The 17,092-nt window shown below is 39.8% G+C and carries 16 protein-coding genes; all 16 read left to right on the forward strand.

Features of this window, described 5'->3' with window-relative positions; all coding sequences use genetic code 11:
- Window positions 1-5 precede the first annotated feature (5 nt).
- The 16 genes from AC07VK_RS23790 to AC07VK_RS23865 all read left to right on the forward strand — a co-directional run bounded on the left by AC07VK_RS23790 (window position 6) and on the right by AC07VK_RS23865 (window position 17,086).
- A complete protein-coding gene (locus AC07VK_RS23790; RefSeq protein WP_492963652.1) occupies window positions 6-386 on the forward strand; it encodes an RHS repeat-associated core domain-containing protein in 381 nt (126 codons plus the stop codon).
- Window positions 283-858, forward strand: coding sequence for a hypothetical protein (locus AC07VK_RS23795; protein ID WP_493053060.1), 576 nt, complete (start codon window positions 283-285; stop codon window positions 856-858). Before AC07VK_RS23790 ends, AC07VK_RS23795 begins: the two co-directional genes overlap by 104 nt.
- 11 nt (window positions 859-869) lie before the next feature.
- On the forward strand, window positions 870-1,658 hold the full coding sequence (locus AC07VK_RS23800; protein ID WP_492963603.1) for a hypothetical protein: 789 nt from the start codon (window positions 870-872) through the stop codon (window positions 1,656-1,658).
- A gap of 81 nt (window positions 1,659-1,739) precedes the next feature.
- Complete coding sequence (locus AC07VK_RS23805) at window positions 1,740-2,087, forward strand: hypothetical protein (RefSeq protein ID WP_492963605.1); 348 nt, start codon at window positions 1,740-1,742, stop codon at window positions 2,085-2,087.
- A 187-nt stretch (window positions 2,088-2,274) separates the two neighbouring features.
- Window positions 2,275-2,904, forward strand: a complete 630-nt coding sequence (locus AC07VK_RS23810) for a hypothetical protein (RefSeq protein ID WP_492963607.1) — start codon at window positions 2,275-2,277, stop codon at window positions 2,902-2,904.
- Window positions 2,905-3,559: 655 nt separating this feature from the next.
- Window positions 3,560-4,048: a type IV pilin protein gene (locus AC07VK_RS23815; protein ID WP_494939839.1), complete on the forward strand. Its 489-nt coding sequence runs from the start codon at window positions 3,560-3,562 to the stop codon at window positions 4,046-4,048.
- Window positions 4,048-4,569, forward strand: a complete 522-nt coding sequence (locus tag AC07VK_RS23820) for a hypothetical protein (RefSeq protein ID WP_492963611.1) — start codon at window positions 4,048-4,050, stop codon at window positions 4,567-4,569. Before AC07VK_RS23815 ends, AC07VK_RS23820 begins: the two co-directional genes overlap by 1 nt.
- A gap of 2 nt (window positions 4,570-4,571) precedes the next feature.
- A complete protein-coding gene (locus tag AC07VK_RS23825) occupies window positions 4,572-5,999 on the forward strand; it encodes a GspE/PulE family protein (protein WP_492963613.1) in 1,428 nt (475 codons plus the stop codon).
- Window positions 6,000-7,946, forward strand: a complete 1,947-nt coding sequence (locus AC07VK_RS23830) for a type II secretion system protein GspD (RefSeq protein ID WP_492963615.1) — start codon at window positions 6,000-6,002, stop codon at window positions 7,944-7,946.
- A 3-nt stretch (window positions 7,947-7,949) separates the two neighbouring features.
- Window positions 7,950-9,137: a hypothetical protein gene (locus tag AC07VK_RS23835; RefSeq protein WP_492963617.1), complete on the forward strand. Its 1,188-nt coding sequence runs from the start codon at window positions 7,950-7,952 to the stop codon at window positions 9,135-9,137.
- 1 nt (window position 9,138) lies between these two features.
- Window positions 9,139-9,684 carry a hypothetical protein gene (locus AC07VK_RS23840; RefSeq protein ID WP_492963619.1) on the forward strand — a complete coding sequence of 182 codons (546 nt, stop codon included), beginning with the start codon at window positions 9,139-9,141 and terminating at the stop codon, window positions 9,682-9,684.
- Window positions 9,685-10,170: 486 nt separating this feature from the next.
- Window positions 10,171-10,524, forward strand: a complete 354-nt coding sequence (locus AC07VK_RS23845) for a hypothetical protein (RefSeq protein ID WP_492963621.1) — start codon at window positions 10,171-10,173, stop codon at window positions 10,522-10,524.
- Window positions 10,525-10,574: 50 nt separating this feature from the next.
- Window positions 10,575-11,549 (forward strand): hypothetical protein, encoded by a 975-nt coding sequence (locus AC07VK_RS23850; RefSeq protein ID WP_492963623.1) that lies wholly within the window; start codon window positions 10,575-10,577, stop codon window positions 11,547-11,549.
- A complete protein-coding gene (locus AC07VK_RS23855) occupies window positions 11,549-12,868 on the forward strand; it encodes a hypothetical protein (RefSeq protein ID WP_492963625.1) in 1,320 nt (439 codons plus the stop codon). Before AC07VK_RS23850 ends, AC07VK_RS23855 begins: the two co-directional genes overlap by 1 nt.
- 71 nt (window positions 12,869-12,939) lie before the next feature.
- Window positions 12,940-13,923, forward strand: coding sequence for a hypothetical protein (locus tag AC07VK_RS23860; protein WP_492963627.1), 984 nt, complete (start codon window positions 12,940-12,942; stop codon window positions 13,921-13,923).
- Between the two features lie 112 nt (window positions 13,924-14,035).
- Window positions 14,036-17,086: a hypothetical protein gene (locus AC07VK_RS23865; RefSeq protein ID WP_493053058.1), complete on the forward strand. Its 3,051-nt coding sequence runs from the start codon at window positions 14,036-14,038 to the stop codon at window positions 17,084-17,086.
- Window positions 17,087-17,092: the final 6 nt, after the last annotated feature.

The raw sequence follows: 17,092 nt of genomic DNA on the forward strand, positions 1-17,092 counted from the left end.
TCTTGATGTCTGGAAATAATAAATATCTTTACAACGGCAAGGAGTTGCAAGAAGAACTGGGACAATACGATTACGGCACAAGGCCCTATGATCCGGTAATTGGGAGATGGAATGTAATTGATCCATTGGCAGCAGATTATGAAGCGAGTTCTCCCTATGCGTACGGTAGTGGTAATCCAATTACATTTATTGATCCAGATGGAAGACCAACAGAAGACTGGATGAATGAACATGGACTCTCAGGTAATGATGTGAAGAATATTTATAAAGCCAATGATGAGGATGAAGACGGGCAGGATTCAGAAAAGCAAAGAAATTCAAAGTGGCCGTATAATTTCCAATACTCCAGGACAAGGACTGAGAAGGAATGGAGATGGTTCATTTGATAGTTATTCCACACCAAATAATCACAAATGTGGCGGATTTTGTAATTTGGACCATAAAGGGGGAGAACAATTCGTTGATAATGTAATGGATGTTGCTACATTGTTTTTTCCCATAAAGATAAAAGGATTTAAGTCTAGTAAATATGGATTTTCTTTATTTAAGTTTGGTATTGCGGGTAAATATGGTTTTAAAAGTTATAAAGTTTTAAAGGCTTTAACGAAGGGATTGAGTGTCGAAGTTCATCATCCTATTGAAAAACGGTTCGCAGGAATATTAGGCGAAAAGGCTGCTGAGATGACTTCTATAGTGTTAACTAAAACTGAGCATCAAGCTTTGACCAACGCTTGGAGAAAAGAGATCGGATATATTACAGATAAAACAGTTCTGAGAACGGATAATGTTACAAAGGTTCAGATAGAAAACGCCGCAAGAAAAATTTATGCAAATTATCCAGAGATTTACAAAGATTAGGCTTATAAGTTATGAAGATTATTAGAAGAATATCGGGAAAAATTGAAGGTTCATCCATGAAGAAGAGTCTTGAAATGCTTTTAAATGAAGATATTCGGGCAGCTTATTTTTCGAAAGATATGGAAGAAGACTCATACGAATATGAAATGATTGCGAAATTTGTAAATAGTTACAATTTACACGATAGCGTTATTGGCACAAAATTTTCTTCCCAGGAAATATTGGATTCAGAAGTATTAAGTTTTACAGGAGGAAGAGCTTTTGCTTATCCACAGCCGGAATCACCCGATTATCTGCCCAATACCTATAGCGATAGTTGTCTTTATTGTGGCGTATTTGGCGAACAAAAGAGTGATTTTGTTATCAAGAAAGAACCAGATCTAAAAAAACAAAAAGTCATGACATTGAATTGGGTTTTTGGGGAATTATTCGCAGAAATAAACGCTTATAACCTGTATTTTAAACCAATGGGATTGGATAATAGAACACTCAGTTTAGTGAAAAGTGGTACGACAGCAGAACACATAGTCCAAGTAATTATTCCGTCTTTAGAAAAAAAAATAAATATGGGCGGGTTGGAATTTTCAAAATGCCCCGTTTGTAGCCGAACTAAATATGTTCCAAGTACCATTGGTTTTTTTCCGAAACCTGAGATCGTAGACTTTAATATCATTAAAACCGTAGAGTTTTTTGGAACGGGCCACTCAGCCAATCACAAAATTCTTGTAAATCATAATGTAATGAGATCCATGATCGAACAAAAAATGGCAAAATTACACCAATTTGTTCCCTGTAGATGATTTTACTAATTCACTCAAGTGATACGTCTGATTTCATAGCTGAAGATATACAAATTCTAAAAAAAAAAACATTAATTTGTGATGAAGCAATTTAAAATAAAATTTCCCGGTGGCTACGAGGTAGATGATGTTTCCAATGATAATATTGATTTACATGTAATTCTACAAGACAATAGAGTTTTTTTTGGAACTGCATTCACAGTTATGAATATTAGATATCTTATAGAAAGAGAACAAGAAATTTATTTTTGGGCAACAGATATGTTTATTCTTAAAAATTTAGAAAAAATAACTATTAGAAAATCAATAGAAAAAATTTTGGAAGATGGTTTTTTTGAATTAATTTTTTCCAACATCGGGACTTTAAAATCAGTTTATCCGAGCGGTTTAACGTATAATGAAATAAACGATGATATCGATTCTGAATAGTTCTCTTGTTTGAAACAGCTTGTTGGTCGGGATTGTAAATCCCGACCATTTTTTTTAAAAGTTTCCTTACTAGTGCAAATCTGTTGTTTTTTAGCGTGTGAGCATTTGACTTATGTATAAGGATTTTTATTCTTTAACCCGGCCTCAGTGCCGGTAGGGGTTCACAAATAAGTTTTAAGTTTGTTTTATGTTTGGATTGTTTAAAAGAACTAAAGTTCAATCTTGGGAGATTGAACTTTTAAAAAATGTTTTGGAAAAATTGCCTGTAGAATTTAAAATTTATATTGAACAAATAAATTTAGGGCTTTTTAAAGGTGTTTCTATTGGTAATCCAGCAATTCCAGGTTATGTGGGATTTACTAATGACCCTGACATTTATAATGAAGTTCATGATGAAAAAGGTAGAAATTTTGAGGTATATGACATCAAAGTTTACGATACTATTTCTTATTCATATTTGGAGTATTCAATCTTTTTTTCATTTGGTACAATTGATGGTTATGCAATTGTTGGGCCAAACAAATTCAAAATTGATGTTCAAAAATGCAATGTTTCAGACATGAAATTAAGATTTAGGGATAATACTGATTTTGATAACATGAAGAAATTATTAGACACAAATGAATTGAAGCTAATTAACCCTAGTGATGTATACATTGTTACTCTAGAAGATAAAGAATATTTTCATTTAATAGATATTGAAGATGGAGATTTTTATGCAATGGATAAGGAGAAAGATTTTTATAAAATTACTCATGATCCTTATCATATTGAGAAGATGGACATCAGTTTATCAGATTTATTGAATGTGAATTAACTGATGGTTTAATCTTTAGCCTTATTACTAACGCAACTCCTTAGTATGAGTGGTAACTTATGTATAACCAATTTCATATTTTAGCCTGGCCTCAAAGCCGGGCTTTTTATTTTGACGGGATGAGCAGGATGGGCAGTACGATTACCTGGGAAGGTTCTATGATCCGAATATAGACAAAATCGAATTTGGCGGATCGGTTGGGGGAACAGATGAGGAGATACTGACCTTATAATTATTGCTTTAGTCATCCGATAAGGCTTGTCGATCCTGATAGGATGATACCTGAACTCAATACTGTTGACAAATAATAGATTCCTCTTCGGATTAAATATAACTAGTAATCTACTAGAGTCCTCTAACTGGTCTTAGCGTCTCGCCAAGACCGAATTTATAATAGATACTTTTCTTTTATAAAAAAAGAAGTCACCTCCCGACTTATCTCCACCATTGTGGGTAAGCACGTATAGTCCTACGATTGCCCATTTTTATTTTCGTGTAAAAGTCGAAAAAAAGAATTGAAGGCAAAACAAATTGACATTTTAAGAAATTATATTTTTTCGTTCATCACTCCAAAACCATAGAATATCACTCCAAAATGATGTTTCGTCAAAAAGATGCGGATATCTTTTCTTTTCTCTGCAAATTGATGAGCTAAATGGTAAAAATTCCGTTATTCTTTCTCTTAAGTATAAATAGCGGAGATGCCAAAAGAAAAATAAAGGACATCGTGAAAATGAATCTAAACCGCAAACTGAACGCGTATACACTTACAGAGATACTGATTGTATTGGTGATTATCGGAATATTGGTGCTCTTAGCTTTGCCAAACCTGATGCCGCTGATTACCAAGGCGAAGACTACTGAGGCTAAGCTCCAGTTGGAACATGTGGCCAAACTGGAGCAGAGCTATTTTTATGAGCATTCTAAATATTCAAATGATCTGGTAGAAATCGGCTTTATCCAGGAGAAGCTGACCAGTGATGGGAAGGATGGTAAGGCGAACTATAAGCTTGAGGTAACCGGGGCCAGCAATAATACCTTTACGGCAAAAGCCACAGCGGTGGCTGATTTTGATGGTGATGGAACTTTTAATGTCTGGCAGATCGATCAGGATAAAAATTTAAAAGAGGTAACTGCAGACTGATGTACCTTTTACTGGGAGCGATTTTTATGGTGCTGGCTTTTATGGCATATCAGGATTTTAAATTCAGGGGGATATATTGGTGGCTTTTTCCGCTTTTGTTCTTTGGCCTGCTGGCCTATTGCAGTATGCTGACGGGCTGGCATTTGGTGTACAGCGCTGCCGCTATTAATGCGGTTTTCCTGCTTGTTCAGGTTGTTTTTCTAACCCTGTATATTTCGGTTAAGAAAGGCCGGCTGACCAATATCTTTAATGGCTTTTTTGGTCTTGGTGACCTGCTTTTCCTGTGTTGTGCAACATGCTGTTTTTCGGTATCGAATTATATTTTTTTTTATATCCTTAGCCTGTTTTTAACGATAGCTTTTACACTTGCTTTTAAGCTTTTTAGGAGTCAGGCGAAAGATAAGATCCCGCTGGCAGGTTATCAGGCAATTTTGCTGATTGTGGTCATGTTGGCCGACCGTGCTCAGGGCGGTTGGCATATGTTTTCGGATGTGATGTTGCTGGATTTTACCGGACTGTGAAAATGGAGCTGAAAGTAGATAATATCAACCTGGTCGCCAAGGATATTGCCATGCAGTACCGTATTTTTCCTATTTCAGGTGATCATGATCAGCTAAGCCTGTATTGCGGCGCTGCTGTAGACAAAGATCTGCTCCGGGAAGAACTGGAGGTCATTACCGGTAAAGCTGTTGAACTGGTCGGGATCGGTGAAGAAGAGATCAGCAGGCTTTTGTCCAAACATTATCTGGGGGATGTTTCCAGGGAAGGGGCGGGAAATGAAAAGACCCTGTCGGCAATCTCGGCGAGCGATGATTTTTTGAATGTGCTGATCGAGGAGGCCAAAAGACTTAAGAGCAGTGATATTCATATTGAAACCTTCGAGAAAAAATCCAGGGTACGGGTTAGGATCGATGGGATGATGGTAGAGCGGTACCAGATTACCAAAGAAGATTATCCTTCACTGGTTAATAAGGTGAAGATTATGGCCAATCTCGATATTGCGGAAAAACGGCTTCCCCAGGATGGCAGGATACAGTTCCGCTCGGTCAAACAGAGTGCATTCGATATCAGGGTATCGGTACTCCCGACGCTGTATGGGGAAAAGATTGTACTCCGCCTGTTAAACAACAGCAGTACGGATATAGATTTAAGTACGCTGGGACTCTCAGAAGATGATATGTCCAACTATATGCAGGGGGTACAGCGGCCCAATGGGATTATACTGATCAGTGGCCCCACGGGTTCTGGTAAGACAACTACGTTGTACGCTACCCTGAAACTTCTTAATAAAAGTACCCGGAATATCCTTACCATAGAGGACCCCATTGAATATACGCTGGAAGGGGTAAACCAGGTTCAGCTTAAAGAAAGTATCGGACTGGGTTTTGCCTCTACCTTAAGAACTTTTTTAAGGCAGGATCCCGATGTGATCATGGTGGGCGAGATCCGTGATCCGGAAACGGCCAATATGGCCATAAGGGCGGCTTTGACCGGTCACTTGGTACTTTCAACAATCCATACCAACTCTGCATGGGGCACGGTGTCAAGATTGATGGATATGGGGATACCAGGATTTTTGGTCGCAAATACCCTCAATACCACAGTCGCCCAACGGTTGATCCGGCTGTTGTGCCCGCACTGTAAAAAGAAGGAGAACCTTGAAGCAAAACAATACCCAAGGCAATTTAAGCCACCGCTTGTATTGGAGGGGCATTTTCTCGCCAATGGCTGTGAACAGTGTTTTTACACAGGGTATAAAGGCAGGAAGGCTGTTTATGAGGTCATTCCGGTTGATGCCGACCTTGCCCAGGAAATCCGTCAGGGAAATATGGCAATCGAAGGATTGCTTAAAGAAAAAAATATCAATACCCTTTCAGCCAATGCCTTTTCGCTATTTGCGCAGGGGCTTACTTCTCTGGAAGAAATTTATCCATTACTGCTAGCGATTTAAATGAAAAACAAAAATATAACCCTTCTATTGATCATCATGGTGCTGCTGCTTATGGTCGGCAAAACAGGCTTTTCCCAGAACCTCGTTCAAGGCGATCGGTTAAAGGTAATAGATGAGCGGCTGCGCAATCTTTCGGTTACGGTACCGGGTTTGAACCAGCAGGTACAGCTGTCTATGTCAGGGGCATCTGCGCAGGAATTCCTTAGGGCACTGGCGCAGTCAAATAACCTGAACATCAATATCGACCCACAGTTGAATTTTAAGGTCTATACCAATTTCAGGAACGAAACAGCGTTAAATGTGCTGCTTTTTATTGCAAAGGAATATGATCTGGACATCAACCTGATCGGATCGATCATGTCGATTTCCAAAGTACCTGCGGCTAAAACTGTTGTTTTGCCCAGGGACATCCGAGTGACCTATACCGCTTCAAATGACTATCTGGGCTTTGAACTCAATAACGATTCTTTGGGCCTGGTGGCCAAGAAAATCAGCCAGCTTTCGCAGAAAAATGTAATCGTACCGGTCAATCTGTTGACTAAAAAAGTAACAGGCTTTATTGCTGCCGCCCCATTTGAGGTGGCATTGGAGAAAATGGCCTATGCAAATGAGCTGAAAATGAACCGTACCAATGATGGGGTGTTTGTTTTTCAGCCGCTTGGTGAGGGTGAGGAACTGTACGTGAACGGCGATAATGCTACTGCGGTCAAAAGAAATATGAAAGCAGGGGCAGCTTCGGGGGGCGGGAGCGGGAATTTCAATCTTTCCGGTAAAAAAGATGCTTCGGGTAACCGGATGTTGAACGTTGATGCATTGAATACGCCGATCCTTGACCTGATAAAATCTGCTTCTACAGAAGTTGGGGCCAATTATTTCATTTATTCGGATGTTAAGGGCAATGTAAGTGCCAGATTGAACAATATTGATTATGATACTTTTCTTAGCGCTTTATTTCAGGGTACTGAATATACTTATAGAAAAGATAATGGCGTATATCTAATCGGTGACCGAAAATTGGAAGGGCTGCGGGCTAACAAGATTGTACAGTTGCAGCACCGCTCTTTGGATACTGTTCAGATGATGATCCCCAACGATTGGAAGAAAGGAGTTGAAATCAAGGAATTCCGAGAACAGAACAGCATCCTGCTTTCGGGTTCTGCACCGCAGGTAACGGAGATTGAAAACTTTATCAAACAGATCGACAGGGTGGTCCCTATGGTGCTGATCGAGGTCACGCTTGTCGATGTCAGAAAGGGAAAGTCAGTGAAGACCGGTATTTCGGCAGGCGTGTCGGACAGTGTGAAAACAGGAGGGACAATACTCCCGGGGGTCGATTACACCTTTGGGGCAAATTCGATCAATAATTTCCTCTCCAGACTGGGTCGGAATGGTTCGGTAAACCTGGGGCGGGTCACGCCAAATTTTTATGTCAAGCTTAGTGCCCTGGAAAATAACAGTAATGTGGACATCCGATCTGTTCCCAAGCTCTCCACACTCAATGGCCATTCTGCGAATCTGAGTATTGGGAGTTCAAGGTACTATAGTCAGAAAACACAGAATGTAATCCCTTCTCTTAATGCACAGACCGTAGTGACCGAGCAGTTTACAGAGGTGAATGCAAACCTGGAAATCGATATCAGGCCGGTAGTGTCGGGTGATGATCAGGTTACCCTGAATATTAAGGTAAATATCTCCGATTTCATCGGTAGTCCCCCGTTGAATGCCCCTCCTCCGAAATCAACAAGTAAGTTCAGCTCTATTATCAGGGCTAAAAACGAAGATATGATCGTTTTAGGAGGACTTGAACGCACAGAAAGCAATGAGTCTGGCTCAGGTGTGCCCGTCCTATCGCGGATTCCGGTCTTAAAATGGTTGTTCAGCAGCAGGGAAAAATCGAATAATAAGGTGGTTACCCTGGTTTTTATTAAACCCACAATTTTGTATTAAACTATGCTGCTTGATTTTTTTGACCTTGTGCTTGGAGTAGAACTGCAGATCATTGGTGATAACCATTATAACTGCTGCTATACGCTGGTTAAAAAGAACAAAGGCAAGCTTGATGCTATTGATCATAAAAATTTTCAGGGGACCTTGGTCCAGGTACTGGAAAAGCTTCCAAGAAATCACTTGGTTTCGCTATCCCTGAGCGGGAAAGGGATATTGCACCGGAATATAGAGAAACCTGGCGATCAGCAGCTAAACCAGTTCTTTGTCAAGGTATTTCCTGCAGTTGAGGAAAAAGATTTTTATATCCAGGAATTTGTTTCCGAAAAAGCTGCACTGGTCAGTATCGTTCGAAAACCGGCCATAGATGATCTTTTGGAAAAGATGGAGCGGGCGGGGATAAAAGTGTATGCACTTTCTCTGGGGGGGATGGTCAGTTTCCATCTCTGGCATCATTTTAAGGCAAAAGGAAATACAATTGCATTTGGTAACCACCAATTTAAAGTCGACGAAGATGGAATATTCCTGGATTACCGTTATGCATCAATTGAAAGTCAAGCGGATGACAATAGAATAGGAAATATTCCCGGAAATCAGATGGTAGCATATGCCTCAGCTGTACAGTTTTTTCTTTATGACGGGGTTGATCAGGTTTTGACCAGGGTTCCAAAAGTTGAAGAATCGGTTTTCAATTATTTTGAACAGCTGAAACTGAAGAAAAGTGGGATGTTTTTTCTGCTGGTACTTTTTTTTATGCTGTTAATCAGTTTTTTGACGTACATGCACTATAATTCAGAAAACGCTTCACTTGCCCGGCAGGTTGGCCACCTTTCGGCCACAGCAGATCAGGTTGAACTGATGCAAAGAAATATCGCACAGAGCGAACAGGAACTGGTCCGGCTAAACTGGAATGGGGGATACAATTATGGTTTTTTAACCAATGAGATCGGAAAAAGCAGACCGCGGCAGGTGAGGCTTTCATCGATTGCCTATAATGTTTATACTATGGAGCAGGAAAAACAGAAACACCTTCCACAGATCAATATTTCGGGAGAAACGGATAATTTGATTGCAGTAAACAATTGGATATTCCTGTTAAAGGAAAAAAAATGGGTCAAAACTGTTAAACTGTTGCGTTACCAGGATAATCCCGAACAGGAAAATTACACATTCAGTATTTTAATCAGTTATTAATATGCTCAAAAAGATCGGTTACAGACAAAAACGACTGGGTTTGGGCCTCCTGATGGTATCCGTGCTTTATCTCTCCTATATTTTTTCATTTAAACAGACCATAGAGGCCATTATAACCAATAATGAACTTAGAAAAGCAGGGAAGGATGAAGGCTTTTCGGACAGTGCGCTGCCTCAGATCCGGCGGAAGAACAGTTTTTACCAGGATGTACTAAAAGGGTACCGCATCAGGAAGCAGGACAGTGAGAACCATATCTGGCAGTCTGTTTCGGGTATGGCTGTTGCTGAACATGTGCTGATCAGTTTTGATCCTGAGGATAAGGGCCTGCCGGTAGATACCGGTAAAGTCACAAAAGACCTGGTCAGGAAGCAATTTTCGTTGAAGGGAAATTATTTTAACATTATCCGTTTCCTTGATACCCTGAGCCGGGCCGAAGGCGTGGGACGTTTATCGGAGCTGAATCTGTCAATGAAGAAAAATGGGTTCCAGGAAGATGAACATAAGAAGCTTAATCTTGCAATTACTTTGGTGGGCCGGTCGTTTTAGGCTCTTTTTTTGCTAAAAATAAGATAAAGTCGGTTTAAGGATTTAGTGTGTATGTTCGATGACATATTAGCGAAAATCGCTGTTTTCTTGCCGGAACTGTGCACAGCTATAACCGTAATGGGCCGAACCTAAATGTTTCTCCTAACTGTCATGCTGGCGGCGTTAAAGTTGAAGAAGTTTCTTCAGATGCCGGCATTTTCCGGAATAGTTACGGGGAGGGTGATATTAAACCGTTGTATTAAATCTTGAATGCTCAGCTCAATAGCGAAAAATGATCTGTTAGCTGTTTCCCGCCCAGCGTTCAATGGCCATCATTTTTCTGCAGTACATCAATAGTATAATCAATTGGTAAAATCGGTTTTTACATTATCACTTCAAAACCCATGTTTGTCACTTCATTTTGATCGTTTGTCAAAAAACTAAGGCGGGGTTAGTTCTTTTATTTAGTTTGGATGAGGTCGTAAGTTTTTAACCTACAATGACAATATGAAAAAATATATACTACTGGTTTTTAATGTAATGCTATTATATGCCCAGACACCTTCTTTTACCTTTAATGGTGCGGCAGATGTTAATCTTGTTTCTCCGTCCAGGGGTGCTGGGGGCAGGGCCATTGTTCATGGTCAAGGAAACGCACTGGTACTGAACTTTGATAATGATTTTATGGGAGGCACTTATCTGGGAAGATATTTCAGCCTTTATCATGAGGGATCATTGAGGGTAGTCCCAAATGGGAGTCAGGAAGCGTTCAATCTGATGGGTAATGGTTATTTAGGGTTAGGGACCAGCCAGCCGGGGAGCAAGCTGCATATCACAAGTGATGAATTAATAATAGCTTGAAAATCAGCTAAGCAATAAATCATTTAATATTAATATTCATATACACTCAAATGAAAACCAACATCAAAAACCTAGTGAATATATTGGTAATTACACTAGTATTTTATTCTGCTGCAGCAAATGGTCAAACTCCGGCTAATTTAAATCAGTTTGGGTTAGCTTATAGTTCTGGCGATGCATTCAGCTTTATGGGAAATACTGTTTCTCATTATGGTTTAGGATGGTATAATGAGCCCCCAACTCCAGCGCCGTTTGCCTATTTTTCGGGATATGCCGGCTTGCGATTTTTTACTGAAGGACAATCCAGAATGTTTTTAGATAAGAATGGTAACCTTGGACTTGGAACATCCAACAATCTAAGCCGGTTGCATATTACAGGTGGAGACGAGTCGATTACTTTAGGGGATTATAATAGCCCAAATATTACCAAAGGGATATACTTCCCCGGATTTAGGGATGTTATCCCTAATTATTTTGGTGCTTCAATCGAATCAACACCGGATTGGATCTGTTGTGGTGGATTCCCAGCAGCAACGGGTTATCCAGGGATACGGAATATGGGACTCAACTTCAATGTACATGGGAATGTTGATGTAGCAGACAGTAAATTAACTGCGATGGCGATCAATTCTAATGGTAATATCGGTATTGGAACGGTTAGCCCTAGAGAAAAACTTTCGGTAAATGGAAATATCCGTTCTCGGGAGATCAAGGTGGAAATGGAGAACTGGCCGGATTATGTTTTTGAGGAAGGCTATGATGTTGGGACGTTGGAAGGATTGGAAAGTTACATTAAAACAAATAAACACCTGCCCGAAATGCCTTCTGCAAAAGAAATTGAAGCAAATGGACTGGGGGTCGGTGAAATGATCAAGTTGCAACAGAAAAAGATCGAAGAACTTACGCTACATCTGATCGAGAAAGACAAACAGCTCAACGCTCAGGGCGGACAGGTAACAAAGCTCGAAGAAAAGCTAGCTAAACAAGATAAAATCCTTCAGGAAATTTTAAAGAAATTGAAATAATGAAAAATACCATCAAATTATCTGCACTCCTAGTATTTTATATTTTCCCGCTGATGACTAAAGTTCAGGCCCAAACCAGGGACAACGCTGGCCTTCAGGGAAATGCCGGGGCAGTATCAGGCTTTTTTGAAACAATTAATCCTGTTAATTACCCTGCTGGTGCCAATGGTTGGTGGCATCTGCTCGATGTTAGACATAGCAATATTGAAAATAATTATGCCATGCAGTTTGCAGGTAGTTTTTTTGATCAGGAACTCTATTTCAGAAAGACCAATAGCAATGCTAGTCAGCCTTGGCAAAAGGTCGTAATGGAAAACGATGGAAAGGTAGGAATAGGAAGGATTCCGCACTATAATTTTGATGTAGCGGGAACTAGTAGAGTAGATGGTCAGGCATGGTTCAGTTATGGGAATTCAAGTATCGGTGGATATTCCTGGACCAATGCTGCCCTGACAACAAACAGTATAGAAATTGTGAACAATCAGGGAACGGTTACCAACTCATCCCCAACACTAGTCTTTCATAGGTATGGTAGTGGAGGACCACAGTTTAGGCTGGCGGCTGATGGCTCCAATGTACTGTATTTAGAAAGTGCAGGGGTGAACTCTTCCCGGAGTCCTCTGGCCTATGGAGGCGGACCCAACTCCTATTTTTCGAAGTTACATATCGATGCTGATCTTACCGCTACGGGCAATGTGGGTATTGGTACCAATGCACCTAGTGCAAAATTGGATGTTCAGGGCACTGCAAAATTTGGTGGTCAGGCTGCGAACCTTGATATTTCCGGAAATCCTGCGGCATATCAAAATTTAGTAGGTACAGGAAAAATGCTGATCGGGTGGAATAGGGCTGCTGGACATGGAGAGACAGATTTTGTGGCCAATGAAGGAGCAGGATCTCAGGGTGGATTCGCTTTTTATAGTTATAATAATGCCAGTCAAGAAAAACAACTGTTAAGGGTAATGGGCAATGGGAACGTGGGAATAGGTACAACTAACCCGCTCGAAAAGCTCACCGTAGCGGGAAACATCGGTGCCCGTGAAATTAAGGTCTCTACTACGGCAGGTGCCGATTTTGTGTTTGAGCCTGCCTATAAACTCCCAGCGTTAGCAGAACTCGAGAAATTTGTAAAAACCAACAGACACCTGCCCGAGATCCCGACCGCTAAGCAAATGGTAGAAAGCGGTGTAAACCTCGGTGAACTGAACATCAAACTGTTGCAGAAAGTTGAAGAACTCACCTTGCATCTCATTGAGTTAAATAAGAAAGTCGAAGCTCAGGATGCGTACATCAAATCCCTAAATAAAAAGATGAAATAATTTAGCAGTATCTGTTAGAAGCCTGGAAATCAATACCCTTTTAAATTTTAACCTAAAACCAATCAGATCATATGAAAATTTTAATGTTCTCAATCTTGCTTTGTTCAGCCAGTATTGCTTCTGCGCAAACTAAAGTACTAACTACGGGAAACAATCTTATTGATGCAGCCAATCCTTATGCTGCTGATGTAGTAATCGGAAGCGACGGGGATGGGGGTACCAGGCATGACAGTAGTATGATGTGGTGGTCTGGCTATAGTGCTACCCGTATCAGTGGTAGCGGTACCTCCCTTAATTTTTCGGTTTGGGACAGTCCACAAACGCCTAATGTTTCTCTTGCGGCAAATTTCGGCGGAGCCAGCTTTTTGATGGGCAATGTGGGGATTGGTACAGCTGCCTCAAATGATAGGCTTTTGGTAAATGGAAATATTAGGGCTATTCTGGATCAGGCTAATTTCCCCAATAAAAATGTGGCAGGCATCGTTTCGTTAGGTTTTTCAGGAATTACAGGGGCACAAAACTGGGCGCTAAGGGGTGTATATCAGCATGGTTTTGGCGTGGGTAACAATGCCGATGGTGGTGATCTGGATGTGATTAAATCACTAAATGGAAATACGGTACTGGCGACTAAAACTGATGGATCTGCCCTGGGTAATGTGGGCATTGGCACCACTACCCCACAGGATAAACTTACCGTGGCGGGAACGATTGGTGCCCGTGAAATTAAAGTCTCTACCACGGCAGGTGCCGATTTTGTGTTTGAGCCGGCTTATAAACTTCCGGAGTTAGCGGAACTCGAAAAATTTGTAAAAACCAACAGACACCTGCCTGAAATCCCGACTGCTAAAGAAATGGTAGACAATGGTGTGAATCTGGGTGAACTGAATATTAAACTGTTGCAAAAAGTCGAGGAACTCACCTTGCACCTGATAGAAAAGGATAAACAACTTAAAAACGAAAAAGAGGTAAACAGAAAGCAGCAAGTAAATATAGATGGTTTGGAAAAAGGCTACGTCGAATTAAAAGAACAGTTGCAACGATTAATGAAACATTAATTTTTTTAGAAGAAAGTAAATACTCTTTAATATGATAAGAAAAACCATCTTAAAATTAATCATGATATGCTCTGCTTTTCAAGCAATGGGGCAATCATCGCAAAACATAAATATGCCGGATCTTGAGGTAAAGCCCACATCTCCCAATGCAGCTTCTTTAGGAAGATATGGGCAAATTCCGGTGGGGCTTTTTACAGGTGTACCTGAAATTAATATTCCTTTGTACAGTATTAAGCTAAAAAGTTTAACGATACCTCTTGCTGTAAGTTATCATGCAGCAGGGAACAAAGTAAATGATATTGCCAGTAATGTAGGTTTGGGTTGGAGCTTAACGGCTGGTGGTGCCATAACATGTTCAGTAAATGGATTGCCCGATATCCAGGAAGGTGGATGGTTACAAACTGCAAGTCAGAGTGAGGGATATAGTAATACTACCGCTGACTTTGGAAATGCAGCTTTTCCTACGTATGTAAATTATCCTGAATTTATACTCCTAAATTCATCGGTAAATCTTCGTACAGTGGATACCCAGCCTGATATGTTTTTTCTAAGTCTTCCAGGGAAATCTATAAAATTTTTTTTTGATAGATCAGCGAAGATCGTAACGGTTCCCTATGACCCTATTAAGATTGAATTTCTTGGGAGTACATTAGGTTTTAAGGTAACTGATGAAAACGATAACATTTATGAATTTAAAGCGCTAGACGTATCGAATACTAATAATCAGACAAATACCAGTTTTTTGCTTTCAAGAATTATTACTGTTAATAATGAACAAGTTGATTTTAATTACGACAGTTCTTCAGTCACCACGTTTTGGAACCAACCTTCTGAAACCCGGTATTTTACAACTCAGGGATTTTGTGAGAAACAGGATGTTGTAAGCCAAAGCTATACTTATTCTCATGATACTAGGCTGACTTCTATTAGTTGCTCGAATGGTGAAATTGTTGACTTAGGTTACAATTTTGATCGGCTTGATTTACAGGGAGCTAAAGCACTAACCAGCCTTAAAGTTTTTGAGGCATCATCAACCTCTCCGCTGATTAGCTATTTATTTTCATATACCCATACCACCTCTGATGGGGCAGCACAACCACAAGATAATTTCCGATTAAGGTTACTTTCTATTCAAGAGGAAGGTAAACCGGCCTATCAATTCTCTTACGATGTACAATCCTTGCCGAACAGATTGTCTAATAACCAAGATCATTGGGGCTATTATAATGCAGCAAGTAATACCACTTTGCTTCCAGCAGATGCATTTAATAACTTTCCTGTTGGTGCTAATAGAGAGCCGGTTGAATTTGCAACTCAAGCTGGGATTTTAAAAAAGATAGTTTATCCAACTGGGGGAAGTACAGTATTTAATTATGAAAGTAACCGGGCAATAAAATCTGGAATTGTAAATAAAATAGGATATGTTACAGCCTTATCACAAGACAATACAGTTATTACCAAACCATTTACTGTTGTTGATGGATTGACAGCTTTTAAAGCTTATTTTAAGCTTACATCAGGCCAACAAACAGATCCTGAGACTGGTTTGGCAATAAACTGCAGGGCTAGGATACTTGATGGACAAGGGAATGTAGTTACTTATTTTACGGGAACGAGCAGCCTTGATGGCGATCCTTATACTACGCTTCAACCAGGCCAGTATAGTGTAGAACTCGAGACTATTGGCAGTTACCCAGGGAACTTTAAATTGGAATGGTCTTACCAGGAATATGAATCAAGCGAGGTACTAGCGGGAGGGTTACGTATTGCTTCCATTTTAGACTTTACTGGCAATGAGCTGGGATTGGCAAATACAAGGCGTTTTGAATATAAAAAGAAAAATGGGGAGTCATCTGGTGTTAATAAATTTGAGATTTATTACAGTTATGATATTTCCAATATTATTCAAGTAGCCGCAAATTACCCTGAATGTCATTTTAAGGCTCAGTCATCTAGCGTGCCACTGGTTTCTATTAAGGGGAGTCCCGTTTATTACACTGATGTAATTGAGTATAATGAGACGAAATCGGCAAAAGGATATACATTGCATCGTTTTTCAGAATCAACGAGCAATTCATCTAAAGCAAATTTTCCTTTTGCTCCGTTATACGCGCACGATTGGATTGCAGGATTGCCCATAGAGACTATAGATTATAAGTTTGATATTTTTACTAATAATTATATCCCTGTAAAAAAAGTTACAAATGATTATAATACGGTATTAGGACATAATAATCCTGCATTAAACGAGCGTTATGTTGTAGGATTTAACTCTGTTCAGAGCCAGCAACAAGTAGGTTTTGTAGCTCCTGTATTTAAGTCAGAATTTTTTTCAATGGTTTCTTCCTGGCCATTTTTAAAGCAAAGTGTAGAAACGGTTTACGATCCAGCTGATACGACAAAATATGTAAAAGTAGAAAATAAGTATTTTTACGATAATCCAAATCATGGTAAGCTTACCCGTCAAGAAATTAATACGAGTAATGGAGAAAAGTATAGCATCCTTTTCCGCTATCCAAAAGATTATGACCAAAACTATGCCTATGTTTCTAGTCCAGTTGTTGAAAAAAGGGTTATGCTTAATAATGGAATTGTAGACCGGCTTGTAGATGCCGAAATTACTTCTTACAAAGCTGGTGGGGGGATGTTTCCAAGTGCTTATTATAATCTAAAAAACAATGTTGCCTTAGCGCCATCTTCAGTGCCTATGTATTCAGGAGCAGCGATAGATCTTAATAGGTATGAAAAGAGGGCAGATTTTAGCTATGATGGAAATAATAATTTGATAAAATTAACAAAAGAAGAACAAATTAATACAAGCTATCTTTATAGCTATTATGGTCGGTTTGTAATTGCTAAAATACAAAATGCAGAATACTCTACTATTGAAACATTGCTGGGTGGCACAAATAATATAAACGCATTTCGTAATTCTAATCCTTCAGCTGCAGAGGTAGCTAATTTTCTTGCGTCTTTAAGAAGTGGATTACCAAACGCCCAGATTACCAGTTACAGCTACAAACCCTTAGTTGGCATGACGGGTATGACTGATGAAAAGGGAATGACTACTACTTATGAGTACGATGGCTTCCAACGCTTAAAAAACATTAAAGACCAGAACGGCAATATTTTAAAACAGATCGACTACCACTATAAAAACTAACGCCTC

Source organism: Pedobacter sp. GW821-FHT01D05, from assembly GCF_059422505.1.